This is a genomic window from Fructilactobacillus carniphilus (genome assembly GCF_024029675.1).
In the GTDB taxonomy this organism is placed as follows: Bacteria; Bacillota; Bacilli; order Lactobacillales; family Lactobacillaceae; genus Fructilactobacillus; species Fructilactobacillus carniphilus.
Window position 1 is genome coordinate 367773 of sequence record NZ_CP097121.1, and the last position, 13677, is coordinate 381449.

Below are 13677 nucleotides of genomic sequence, written 5' to 3' on the forward strand. Positions count from 1 at the left end.
GAGGTTGCTCATCCTTTCTTTACTTTTTGGAGCGAGGTAGTTTGATGGAAATTACGGAATTAGAGCAAAAACGGGTCCCGAAACACGTTGCTATTATTATGGATGGTAACGGTCGGTGGGCCCAGCGACGGCATCTTCCCCGAATTGCTGGGCATAAGCGGGGCATGGATGTGGTCGAAGACATCACGATTGCCGCTAGTGACCTTGGGGTGCAGGTGTTAACGCTCTATGCCTTTTCAACGGAAAATTGGAAACGGCCCGAAACCGAGGTTAACTACTTGATGAGCCTGCCCACCCGTTTTTTTAATAAATTCGTCCCTAAACTAATTGCTAATAACGTCCGGGTCAAAACCATTGGTGACAACGAGCAATTGCCGGCAGAAACGCAAAAAGCTGTCCAAAAAGCGCAGTTGGATACCCAGGCCTGTGATGGGATGATTTTAAATTTTGCGCTGAATTATGGTTCGCGGACTGAGATTACGGAAGCCGTGCAGGAAATCGCGACAGAAGTGCAGGATGGTCAAATTGATCCCGCAGAAATTACTGAGCAAATGGTCCAAAATCACTTGAAAACCAACTTTTTAGGCGAGCTGGCTGATCCAGATTTATTGATTCGGACCAGTGGCGAAGAACGAATCTCTAACTTTTTACTGTGGCAATTAGCTTATAGTGAACTCGCTTTTACGTCCAAACTCTGGCCCGATTTTACGCCCGCTGATTTTGAAGCGGAGTTGCTGGAATTTCAACAACGAAACCGCCGCTTTGGTGGTCTGAAAAATAAGTAGGAGAATTAATTACCATGAAGCAGAGAATTATTACCGCAGTGGTGGCCCTGGCCATTTTTATTCCCATCATTTTAATGGGTGGTTGGCTAGTCGAACTAGCAGCCGTGGCATTAGCACTGGTTGCCATGGCAGAAGTGTTTATCATGAAAAAGCAAATCATTATTTCCGTGGAAGCCTTGATTGCTTTTGTGGGAGTGGCAGCCTTGGTCTTGCCCAATTTAATTACGGGCTGGCTTCCTGCTAACATTAGCCCCAATTTTGCTTTTTACATTTTAGTTTTATTGCTACTTTTGTGTACCGTGTTTTTCAACAAGAGTTTTAATTTTGATGATGCGGGTGTGTATACACTAGCGATGCTCTACATCGGGTTTGGCTTTCACTACTTTGTGATGGCACGTCACGATGGGTTAGCCGTTCTGTTTTATGCCCTGCTAATCGTTTGGTGTACTGATACGGGTGCTTATTTCATCGGTAAGTACATGGGAAAGCACAAGTTGGCACCGCACGTTTCTCCCAACAAAACCTGGGAAGGTTCTGTCGGGGGTGTGATTGTGGCGACCGTAGTTTGTACCGTTTACGTGCTGTTTTTCCCGGTGAGTCATGCGAGTTTAATGACCATGATTTTATTGACTGTTATTTTATCCATCGCTGGTCAATTAGGAGACTTAGTTGAATCCGCTTTGAAGCGGTACTATGGAGTGAAAGACTCTGGGAAGATTCTTCCCGGTCACGGTGGGATTTTAGATCGTTTTGATAGTTTGTTGTTTGTGCTGCCGTTACTCCATCTGTTAGGAATTGTGTAAATGAAAGGCAGGTGGTCTTTTGATAACCACAATTATTAGTTTTATCATTGTTTTTGGAATTCTCGTGTTTGTCCACGAATTTGGTCACTTCATCGTGGCGAAACGCGCTGGCATTATGGTACGGGAATTTTCGATTGGAATGGGACCTAAGCTCTTTTTTTATCGAAAAAATCATACGACCTACACGATTCGGTTACTTCCGCTGGGTGGGTACGTTCGCCTAGCCGGAAGTGCTGATGATGAAGATGATCAAATTAAGCCGGGGGTAACCGTTAAATTACAGTTAAACCAGCAACAACAAGTAACAAAAATTGATTTGAGTCAGAAAAGTAACGTGTTTCAGGGCATTCCCGTTCAAGTTACTAAAGCTGATCTAGTGCATGACTTGTTCATTGAAGGATACGAAAATGGTGATGAAAGTGAACTGAGACGCTTTTCCGTTAATCACGATGCGATTTTAGTTAATCCAGAGGGAATCGAGTTGCAAATTGCACCGGCCGACGTTCAATTTCAAAATGCGCCGGTGGGGAAAAAATTACTGGTAAACGCCGCTGGGATTTTTAATAACGTGTTGCTAGCGATTGTAGCGTTTACGTTGTTAGCCTTCCTACAGGGTGGGGTAGCCAGTAATTCCAACCAAATCCAAATTCCTAAAAATCAACCGAGTGTTGCTAAACAAGCTGGAATTAAAAGTGGAGATCGGATTGTCGCCGTTGATGGACAGCAGACCAAAGATTTCAATGCCGTGGCGACCCAGATTAGTAAAAGACCGAAGCAACGGGTGACGCTGACGGTGGTTGAGCAAGGAAAGCGCCGCAACGTTACCCTTACCACTGAAGCCAAAACCGTGCAAAAGAAACGAGTAGGAATGATTGGCGTAACCAAGTCCGTCAACCCAAGCTTAATGGCAAAAGTGACCGCTGGGTTTACCCAGACCTGGTCTAGTACCAAAATGTTAGGCTCAGCCTTATGGCGGATGGTTTCGGGACACTTCTCGTTAAATGATTTAGGAGGACCAGTAGCGATTTACGCAAGTACCTCGCAAGCAACTACTTATGGATTAGTGGGAGTGGTCTCATTACTAGCTTGGTTATCGATTAACTTGGCTGTGATTAACTTAATCCCCATTCCGGCCCTTGATGGTGGTAAAATCTTGTTAAATCTAATTGAATTAGTTCGGAGAAAACCGCTATCTGAAAAAGTCGAAACGGGGATTACCCTGATTGGTTTTGCCTTCTTAGCCGTTCTGATGATTTTGGTAACTTGGAATGATATAATGCGGTACTTTATTCGTTAATAGTAGGAGTGATAAACAAAGATGAAACAATCAAGAATGTTAATTCCGACCCAGAAACAGGATCCCACGGGGGCCGAGGCCCTGAGTCACAGGATGTTACTGCGAGCTGGCTATATTCAACAAGTATCAGCCGGAACGTATGCGTATCTGCCGTTGGCTTATCGGGTGCTTGAAAAAATTGAACGTATTATTAAACGAGCAATGGATGCTTCCGGGGCCTGTGAAATGCTGGTTCCAGAAATCATTCCTGCTCAATTCTGGCAGGATTCCGGTCGTTACGATACCTATGGTGATGAATTGTTTAAGCTCAAAAACCGACACGACACGGAATTCATTTTAGGACCAACACACGAAGAAACTTTTACGGAATTGATTAAGAGCTCGGTCAAGTCCTACAAAAAATTACCGTTAAACTTGTATCAAATTCAAAGCAAGTTTCGTGATGAAGACCGATCCCGGTACGGATTACTCCGGAGTCGGGAATTCTTGATGCTCGATTCTTATTCTTTCTCCGCTAACGAAGCGGATTTAGATCAAATTTATAAAGAAATGCGCGGAGCGTTTGAATCCATTTTTAACCAAATCGGACTATCCTACCGGGGCATCATTGGGGATAGTGGCAGCATGGGTGGCTCTGATTCAATGGAATTTTCTGCTCCGGCAGCCGTGGGGGAAGATACGATTGTTTATTCCAATGACAGTGAATACGCTGCTAACTTGGAAATGGCCACGAATATGTTCGTGCCCCAGAAATCACATGCGGAAGCCCAGCCATTAGAACTGGTTGATACTCCGGATGTCAAAACGATTGACCAGGTAACCGAATTCTTTGCCATTCACCCCGATCAAGTGGTCAAGAGTTTGCTGTACCTCGCTGATGAACAACCAGTGATTGTGTTAACGCGTGGCGATCAGGTTGCCAACGAAGCTAAGTTAAAACACGTTTTAGGTGCCGATACGTTAGAATTAGCCACTCCGGCTCAGGTAGCAGAATTATTAGACGTCCAACCGGGTGCGGTGGGTCCTTTTGATTTGCCGGCTGAAACAAAGGTCATCGCGGATGAATACGTGCAACCCATGGTGAACGCTATTGTGGGTGCTAACCAAACTGGCAAGCATTACCAAGGCTTTAATCCGACGAGAGATTTACCTGATTTAGAGTATGCGGATGTTCGCACGGTCAAGGAAGGGGATATTTCCCCTGATGGTAGTGGAGAATTGCAGTTTACTAAGGGAATTGAAATTGGACATATTTTTAAATTGGGGACCCGGTATTCAAAGGTGCTCGGGGCTGATATTCTCGATGAAAACGGTCGGCAACAACCAATTATCATGGGTTGTTACGGGATTGGAGTTAGCCGGTTACTATCTGCTGTAGCTGAACAGCAAGCTGACGAAAACGGACTGGTCTGGCCAACGGCAATTGCTCCGTTTGATGTGCATGTGATTCCCACGAATGTTAAAAAGGAAGAACAGGCAGAATTAGCCACGCAAATTACGACTAGCTTAGAAGAAGCTGGCTTTGAAGTGCTAGTTGATGATCGCAAAGAACGGGCCGGGGTTAAATTTGCTGATTCCGACTTAATCGGAGTTCCGATTCGAGTCACCATCGGGAAAAAGGCCGATGAAGGAATCGTGGAAGTTAAAATCAGAAAAACCGGCGAAACGGTTGAAACTAAGGTTGATGATTTACAAAACACGATTAAAATTTTAGCAAAAGAGATTTAGGCAAAAGACCAGCTGCAGACTGGTCTTTTTTGCACCACAGGAGGTTATTAGTGGCACTAACTAAAGAAGAACGTTTGCAAAAACTATTGGATCAAATTGGTTGGCCCACGGACCAACGGGATGAATTTACAAACGGCCAGATTGCCCAAGTTACAGTCCATCAGCAGTCGAATCGCTGGGAGTTCACGTTGCAGTTCGAGCACGTTCTGCCGTTCGTCACGTTTCAAAAGTTGTTTGGTGATTTGCAACAGTCGTTTCAAGACATTGCCACGGTCGAACTAAAGATTCACACGGACCAACAGGATGTTCCCAGTCGAGAACTAGGTGACTACTGGAATTGGGTGGTTCAGCATGCTGGGTTACATTCCAATTTGACCCAGGAGTTATTAAATAATCATGTCCCAGAAGTTGACGATGCTGGTCGGATTAATTTTTTAGCCATGAACGAAGTGGTCAAGGACTTTATGACGAACAATGCGTTGGGACCCATTGAAGAGCTTTATCACCAGCTGGGTTTTCCCGCCTTTACAATTCATACGTTTGTTGATGAATCAGCCTCGCAGGCGCAGATTGAGGAACTAAAGGCGAAAAAGAAAGAACGAGACGAACAACTGGCCCAACAAGCCCGCTTGGCCATGGAAAAAAGTAGTGCTCACAAGACTGGACCGAACAAGAACGGAACGTTGCAAGTGGGAAGAAAGATTGCAGCTAATTTAGATGTGACCCAAATGGCCGATATTACAGAGGAAGAACGCTCGGTGGTTATTAATGGTTATGTGTTTAACAAGGAACTGCGGAAGTTAAAATCCGGGCGGGAATTACTCATTTTAGAAATTACCGATTATACCTCCTCGTTAACGGTGAAACTGTTTTCCAATGACGAAGCTGACATGGAGATGTTTGAAAACTTTCAGGCCGGCGGTTGGATTAAAGTTCGTGGTGGGGTGCAAGAGGACAGTTATTCGAATGAACTGACGATGATTGCCCGCGACGTGATGCCGATTGACCACCAGGAGCGAGCAGATCAAGCTCCAGATGATGATAAACGGGTCGAACTGCACCTGCATTCTAACATGAGCCAAATGGACGCCACGAACTCCATTTCGGACTACGTGAAACGGGCTAAACAATGGGGACACACGGCACTAGCCGTCACCGATCACGACAACGTTCAAGCCTTTCCGGAATCCTATCAGGCGGGGCAGCAAAATGACGTGAAAATGATTTACGGGATGGAAGCCAACGTGGTTGATGACGGAGAACCGATTGGATTCAATGACCAACACGTGAACCTGAAAGAGGCCACGTACGTTGTGTTTGATACGGAAACGACCGGGCTTTCTGCTGTGTATGATCGCGTGATCGAATTGTCTGCGGTTAAGATGCAGGGCAATAATGTCATTGATGAATTTGAAGAGTTCATTGATCCGGGATTTCATTTGTCCGAGCAAACCACTAATTTAACGTCAATTACGGACGAAATGGTGGCCGGTTCAAAGTCAGAACAAGAGGTCTTTAGCCTCTTTCGGGAATTTTGTGGAGATGCCATTATCGTGGGGCACAACGTCACCTTCGACGTGGGTTTTATGAACACGGGCTATAAACGCCACGGCATGGATCCAATCAAAAACCCGATCATTGATACGTTAACGTTGGCACGGTTTTTATATCCCAATTACAAGAGTTACCGACTGAATGTGTTAGCGAAAAAGTTCAACGTTAATTTGGAACACCATCACCGGGCCATCTACGATGCCGAAACCACCGGTCATTTAAATTATCTGTTCTTAAAGGATGCGGAAGACCAGTATGGAATTGAGTATCACGATCAATTAAATGAACACATGACTGATAACGATGCCTATAAACACGCTCGACCGTTCCATGTGGTGTTGTTGACGCAAACGCAAGCCGGGTTAAAGAACCTATTTAAACTGGTTTCGTTAGCTCATATTAAATATTATTACCGGGTGCCCCGGATTCCGCGAAGTGAGTTAGAAAAGTATCGGGAAGGTCTGTTAGTGGGTTCTGCTTGTTCGAATGGAGAAGTATTTACCTCGCTCATGCAAAAAGGTGAAGCTGAAGCCTTAACGAAAGCCCGCTTTTATGACTACCTGGAAGTCCAGCCTCAGGCAGCCTATCAGCCGTTAATTGACAGTCACTTGATTAGTGACAGCGGGAAATTACAGACCATTATCGAAAATCTGGTCAAGGTCGCTGATCAAGCCCAGCTTCCGTTAGTGGCGACGGGCGATGTGCACTACCTGGATCCCCATGATTTTATCTATCGAAAGATTTTAATTAACTCCCAGGGAGGCGCTAATCCGTTAAACCGGCAAACCCTGCCGGATGCGCATTTTCGGACGACGGATGAACTACTGGAAGATTTTGACTTTTTAGGAACTGAAAAGGCTCATGAAATTGTGGTTCAGAATTCACAAGCCATTGCGAAGCAAATTGAAACGGTGCAACCATTGAAAGATAAGTTGTATACACCAAAAATGGATGGGGCCGAGGATGAAATTAAGCAACGAACCATGGATAAGGCGCATCAATTGTATGGCACAAATTTACCTGAATTGGTCCAACATCGCTTGGATCGGGAGTTAACCAGTATCATTAATAACGGATTCTCGGTTATTTACTTGATTTCGCAACGGCTGGTTGCTAAGAGTAATAAGGATGGTTATTTGGTGGGTTCCCGGGGATCCGTGGGATCTAGCTTGGTTGCTACTATGACTGGAATCACGGAAGTTAATCCACTGCCACCACACTATCGTTGTCCCGAATGCCAATACTCAGAGTTTTTTACCAAGGGTGAATACAGTTCTGGTTTTGATTTACCCGAGAAAAAGTGTCCGGAATGTGGCGCCGTGATGGTTGGCGACGGTCATAACATTCCGTTTGAAACCTTCCTGGGCTTTAAAGGAAATAAGGTGCCGGATATTGATTTGAACTTTTCTGGTGATTATCAATCGATTGCACATAACTATACGAAGGTTTTATTTGGAGAAAAGAACGTATTTCGGGCGGGAACGATTGGAACCGTGGCCGATAAAACTGCTTATGGATACGTGAAGGCCTACGAACGTGACACCGAACAACAATTGCGGGGCGCAGAAATTGACCGCCTGGCTCAGGGAGCCACGGGAGTAAAACGAACGACCGGGCAACATCCAGCCGGCATCATCGTTGTCCCTGATTACATGGATATCTATGACTTCACGCCGATTCAATTTCCAGCTGAAGATCAAAATGCGGCCTGGAAAACGACCCACTTTGATTTCCACTCCATTCACGATAACATCCTAAAGCTTGATATTCTGGGACACGATGATCCGACTATGATCCGGATGCTCCAAGATCTTTCGGGAATTGACCCGTACTCGATTCCCATGAATGATCCGGGAGTGATGAAGATTTTCAGCAGTCCAGAGGTACTGGGAGTTACGCCCGAACAAATTTTTTCGAAAACTGGGACCCTCGGGATTCCCGAATTTGGAACTCACTTTGTCCGGGGAATGTTAGAGGAAACTAATCCGAAGAACTTTTCTGACCTGTTACAAATTTCTGGGTTATCGCACGGAACTGATGTGTGGTTAGGGAATGCCGAAGAGTTGATTAAAGAAGGCACGGCTACCATTTCAAACGTGATTGGGTGTCGGGATAACATCATGACCGACTTGATTAATTACGGAGTTGATTCAGAAACTTCCTTCCAAATCATGGAAAAAGTGCGGAAGGGAAAGGGAATTAAACCAGAGTGGCAGGCCAAGATGAAGGAAGCTGATGTTCCGGACTGGTACATTGATTCTTGTTTAAAGATTAAATACATGTTCCCCCGGGCCCACGCCACGGCTTACGTGTTGATGGCGTTACGGGTGGCCTATTTCAAGGTTTACTTTCCGTTGGTTTACTACGCAGCTTACTTCTCTGTCCGGGCTGATGACTTTGACGTTGAGGCCATGGCGCACGGAAAAGAAGCGGTGAAAAACGTCATTCAGGCAATTAGTAGCAAGGGAAATGATGCTTCCGCCAAGGAAAAGAACCTGCAAACTGTGATGTTAATTGCGAATGAAATGCTTGAACGGGGCTTTTCGTTTGAAATGATTGACCTCGAACGATCCGATGCTTCGGAATGGCTCGTGGATGGGAAAAAATTAATTGCGCCTTTCAGCGCTGTGCCCGGTCTGGGCTTAAACGTAGCCAAGCAGATTGTGGCTGCTCGCGAAGACAAACCGTTCCTTTCTAAGGAAGATTTGTCTAAACGGGGAGGCGTTTCTAAAACCATCATTGAATTTATGAATCAAAATGGAGTTTTGAAGGGCTTACCCGACGAAAACCAGTTGAGTTTGTTTGATTTGTAAGCTGATTGATAATGTTGTCCGCTTATGTTACACTAGTACAAGTAATTGAAAACTCTTTTCGGAGTGAGCAGCGATGCTCGCTCTTTTTATTAGAAACATTTGGGAGGTAAATAGTTGAGCGAAACGAGCGAAATTATTGCAAAGGTCACAGAGACCGTGGAACCGATTCTAGCAGCAGCAAACTTTTATTTATATGACATCGAATTTGTTAAAGAAGGTGGCAGTTGGTACCTCCGTGTGTACGTTGACAAAGATGGTGGCATTACGTTGGATGATTGCGTGTTGGTCAGTGATCAATTGAGCGAAAAGTTAGATGAACTGGATTCAGATCCATTTGCAGACCCATACTTTTTGGAAGTTTCGTCTCCAGGAGCAGAACGGCCCTTGAAAAAAGAACAGGACTATCAACGCGCTCTCAATGAATACGTTCACTTGTCCCTTTACCAAAAATTAGATGGGAAAAAGACCTACGAAGGAACGCTAATTAAACTAGATGACCAAGCTTTAACCATTCGGGTAACGGAAAAGAACCGGGAAAAAGACGTAGTTGTGCCCCGGGATTTAATTTCGAAGGCTCGCTTGGCAATTAAATTTTAACGAGGAGGAAGCAAACACAATGAGTAAAGAGTTAGTAACGGCGCTCGATGAATTAGAGCGCGAAAAAGGCGTTAAAAAGGAAGTTGTCATTGAAGCGTTAGAAGCTGCTTTGATTTCAGCTTACAAACGCAACTATGACCAAGCCCAAAACGTGGACGTTGAATTTAACGAACGACAGGGTAATATTAACGTTTATGCCGTTAAAAAAGTGGTTGAAGAAGTTGTTGATCCGCGTTTAGAGGTGAGCCTCGACGAAGCACTGCAAATCAACCGGGGTTACGAGCTGGGTGATGAAATTAAATTTAAGGTGACGCCCAAAGATTTCGGTCGCATTGCGGCTCAAACCGCTAAACAAGTCATCATGCAACGAGTTCGGGAGGCCGAACGGCAAAATGTGTACGACAAGTACAGTAAGTATCAGGATGAATTAGTCACGGCCGAAGTGGAACGCCAGGATAACCGGTTTGTATACCTGAACTTGGATGGCGTAGAAGCAGCCATGGCGCACAACGACCAGATGCCGAACGAAACTTATCGTCCGCAAGATAAGTTGAAGGTGTACGTAACGAACGTTGACGATGCTGCCAAGGGTCCCCAAGTCTTTGTGAGTCGGACAGCTCCGGGATTGTTGAAACGTTTGTTTGAACAAGAGGTACCCGAAGTCTACGACGGTGTGGTCGAAATTGTTTCGATTGCCAGAGAAGCGGGTGACCGTTCTAAAGTAGCAGTAAAATCAAACGAAGCCAACGTCGACCCGGTTGGGACTACGGTCGGACCTCGTGGCCAACGGGTGCAAGACATTGTAAACGAATTGGGGGGCGAAAACATGGATATTGTCCAGTGGGATGAAGATCCAGCCCAATACATTGCCAACGCCCTCAATCCGGCCGAAGTAATTGACGTGATCTTTAAAGATGGCGAAGAAAAGGCTTGTACCGTAGTGGTTCCAGATGACCAGTTGTCGTTAGCCATCGGAAAGCGTGGGCAAAATGCCCGACTCGCTGCTCGTTTAACTGGATATCGAATTGACATCAAGTCTGAGTCAGAAATGACTGACCCCGATGCCAACGAAGCTGAAGGGGAAATTAGTGCGGCCGATGTTGGTGATGAAGCGGCAGACTAATGTTTAAATTAGTGAGATAAAGGAGCTGAACCAGGTTGAAGAAGAAAAGAAAAATTCCGATGCGGAAGGATGTTATTTCTGGAGAAATGTTCCCCAAAAAGGAACTTGTGCGCATTGTTCGGGATAAAGAAATGAACGTCGAGTTAGATCCAACCGGGAAAAAATCCGGGCGGGGTGCCTACGTTCAGGTTGACGTTGCGGCCGTTAAAAAGGCTCGGGACGAAAAAATTCTTGATCAAGTTTTTTCCGTTACTCTATCTCCTGATTTTTATGCAACTTTGATTGATTACGTTGATCACATCCAAGCACGACGGGAACTGATGAAAAATGACCAATTATAAGCAGACACTTAATTTGTTGGGAATTGCTCGGAGAGCTGGTAAAATAGTTACGGGAGAGTCATTGGTTCTAAACGGAATTCGCCACCAGCAGGTGCAGTTCTTGTTTTTAGCTAGTGATGCCGGTGCGGCAACTGCGAAACGCTTTTTAGACAAAAGTCGATTTTATGCCGTTCCAGTTAACAACGACCTAAACAAAGCAGAATTAAGTGCAGCCATCGGGCAGCCACGAACAGTCATTGGAATTACAGACCAGGGTTTTGCGAGGAAATTAAATGAAATAAATAAGTAAGGAGCGTGGTTTCATGGCGAAAAAAAGAATCTATGAACTAGCAAAAGAACTAAACGTTCCCAGTAAAAAAGTACTGGGTGTAGCGCAGGCCAATGGGATTAAGGTAAAAAACCACATGTCATCATTAGATGCATCCCAAGAAAAAACAGTGCGAGGAGCAATGACTAACAAAAGCCAACCAAGTACCAAGAACCAGTCCCAGGCAACGGGAACCAAGCCCCGGACAAATAATAATGGGAAAGCCAACCAGCACCACACTGGATCACAGGCCCAGCAAGGGAACCAACGTCGTTCAAATGCTAACCATTCTAAGCCAACCACCAAGAACAACCAACACCAATCAGATCAAAAGCAACCGGCTCGTGCTAAAACGACGACGAGTGCTAAGTCAACTACCACCGCTAAGCCAAAGACTGGTGGCGGTAAGTTTGGTGGGAGCTTAAATCGCAACAACAATAACAACAAAAATAAAAAGAAACGTCGGAATAACCGTAACAACCGGTTTGCCAACATGTATTCCAAGAACCAACGGATTCGGCAAAACCACAAAAAGAAGGCTCCGACCGTTAGAAAGAACCGGCCGTTGCCAGAAGTATTGGTTTATGAAGACGGGATGAATGCTCAAGACTTGGGTAAAATCCTGCACAGAGAACCAGCTGAAATCATCAAGAAGCTCTTTATGTTAGGGATGATGGTGAACCAAAACCAATCCTTGGATAAGGATGCGATTGAATTGCTGGCTGCCGATTACGGCATCAAGGCGCAAGAAAAAGAACACGTGAACGTTTCTGATATCGATAAGTTCTTTGAAGAAGAGGAAAATAACACTAGTTATCAAGCTCCTCGTCCTCCAGTCGTAACCATCATGGGACACGTTGATCACGGTAAGACCACATTGTTGGATTACCTGCGTCACTCCCACATCACGGCAGGCGAAGCAGGGGGAATTACCCAGGCGATTGGGGCTTATCAATTAAAACAAGACGATCATTTGATTACGTTCTTAGATACTCCTGGACACGCGGCCTTCACTGAAATGCGGGCTCGGGGAGCTAACATCACTGACATTACGGTACTAGTGGTCGCAGCGGACGATGGAGTGATGCCGCAGACGGTTGAAGCCATTGACCATGCTAAGGAAGCCAACACGCCAATTATCGTGGCCGTGAACAAGATTGACCGCCCCAACGCTAATCCGCAACACGTGAAAGAACAGTTGATGAATTATGGTTTGGTTCCAGAAGATTACGGTGGAGATACGATTTTCGTTGATATTTCCGCTAAAAACGGAACGAACGTGGACGAACTGTTGAACATGATCCTATTACAAGCAGACGTGATGGAATTAAAGGCCAACCCGAAACAAAATGGAGCCGGGTCAGTGGTAGAAGCACGACTAGACCGAGGTAAGGGTCCCGTAGCTACATTGTTAGTGCAACAAGGAACCTTACGTCGCGGTGATCCCATCGTGGTTGGTGATACATTTGGTCGAGTGCGGACGATGGCGAACGAAGCTGGACAAGACCTAGAATCGGCTACTCCATCAACGCCCGTTGAAATTACGGGATTAAACGCCGTTCCAGAAGCCGGTGACCGGTTCGTGGTCTTTGATGACGAAAAGACTGCGCGAGCTGCCGGAGAAGAACGGGCCAAAGAAGCACAAATTGAAGAACGAAAGCAAAACAACCGGGTTACATTGGATAACTTGTTTGATTCCATGAAACAAGAGGATATGAAGCAGGTTAACGTGATCATCAAAGCTGACGTGCAAGGTTCGGTTGAAGCCTTGGCAGATAGCCTGAAAAAGATTGACGTTGAAGGTGTGAACGTGAACGTCATCCATGCTTCGGTGGGGGCCGTGAACGAAAGTGATATTGCCCTAGCAAAGGCAAGTAACGCAATTATCATTGGGTTTAACGTGCGGCCTACTCCGCAAGCTAAGTTGCAAGCGGAAACGGACAAGATTGATGTGCGGCTTTACCAAGTTATTTACAACGCGATTGACGACGTGACGGCGGCCATGAAAGGGAAGCTTGATCCAACTTACGTAGAAGAAGTAACTGGTAGCATTGATGTCCGGCAAATCTACAAAGCTTCCGCCGTGGGAACCATCGCTGGTGGAATGGTTAATGATGGTTACGTCAGAAATGACAGTAAGGTGCGTTTGGTTCGGGACGGGGTAGTTAAATACGACGGCGAACTAGGCAGTTTGAAGCGCTTTAAAGATGATGTGAAGGAAGTTAAGCAAGGTCACGAATGTGGATTGACCATTGAAAACTACAACGACATCAAAGTGGGCGACGTAATCGAAGCCTACCACATGAAAGAAGTTGCTCCGAAGTAAAGG

The 13677-nt window shown here is 45.5% G+C and carries 10 protein-coding genes; all 10 read left to right on the top strand.

All coding sequences use genetic code 11. From position 1 onward, the window contains the following. Positions 1–44: 44 nt before the first annotated feature. The 10 genes from M3M37_RS01960 to infB all read left to right on the top strand — a co-directional run bounded on the left by M3M37_RS01960 (position 45) and on the right by infB (position 13674). On the top strand, positions 45–785 hold the full coding sequence (locus M3M37_RS01960) for an isoprenyl transferase (RefSeq protein ID WP_252795488.1): 741 nt from the start codon (positions 45–47) through the stop codon (positions 783–785). 14 nt (positions 786–799) lie between these two features. Beyond that, positions 800–1588, top strand: coding sequence for a phosphatidate cytidylyltransferase (locus M3M37_RS01965; protein WP_252795489.1), 789 nt, complete (start codon positions 800–802; stop codon positions 1586–1588). Between the two features lie 19 nt (positions 1589–1607). Further along, entirely contained in the window at positions 1608–2885 is a 1278-nt protein-coding gene (gene rseP, locus M3M37_RS01970) for an RIP metalloprotease RseP (protein ID WP_252795490.1), read from the top strand. 21 nt (positions 2886–2906) lie between these two features. Continuing rightward, positions 2907–4613, top strand: a complete 1707-nt coding sequence (locus tag M3M37_RS01975) for a proline--tRNA ligase (RefSeq protein WP_252795491.1) — start codon at positions 2907–2909, stop codon at positions 4611–4613. Between the two features lie 50 nt (positions 4614–4663). Beyond that, a complete protein-coding gene (locus tag M3M37_RS01980) occupies positions 4664–8980 on the top strand; it encodes a PolC-type DNA polymerase III (RefSeq protein ID WP_420842971.1) in 4317 nt (1438 codons plus the stop codon). Positions 8981–9094: 114 nt separating this feature from the next. After that, positions 9095–9577, top strand: coding sequence for a ribosome maturation factor RimP (gene rimP, locus M3M37_RS01985; protein ID WP_252795492.1), 483 nt, complete (start codon positions 9095–9097; stop codon positions 9575–9577). A gap of 19 nt (positions 9578–9596) precedes the next feature. Further along, positions 9597–10700 carry a transcription termination factor NusA gene (nusA, locus tag M3M37_RS01990; protein WP_252795493.1) on the top strand — a complete coding sequence of 368 codons (1104 nt, stop codon included), beginning with the start codon at positions 9597–9599 and terminating at the stop codon, positions 10698–10700. Between the two features lie 59 nt (positions 10701–10759). Continuing rightward, a complete protein-coding gene (rnpM, locus tag M3M37_RS01995; RefSeq protein WP_274705569.1) occupies positions 10760–11041 on the top strand; it encodes an RNase P modulator RnpM in 282 nt (93 codons plus the stop codon). Then, the gene (locus M3M37_RS02000; RefSeq protein WP_252795495.1) at positions 11028–11330 is read left to right on the top strand and encodes a YlxQ-related RNA-binding protein; all 303 of its coding nucleotides are present in this window, start codon (positions 11028–11030) and stop codon (positions 11328–11330) included. The genes rnpM and M3M37_RS02000 overlap by 14 nt, the downstream gene beginning before the upstream one ends. Positions 11331–11343: 13 nt before the next feature. After that, positions 11344–13674, top strand: coding sequence for a translation initiation factor IF-2 (gene infB / locus M3M37_RS02005; protein WP_252795496.1), 2331 nt, complete (start codon positions 11344–11346; stop codon positions 13672–13674). Positions 13675–13677: the final 3 nt, after the last annotated feature.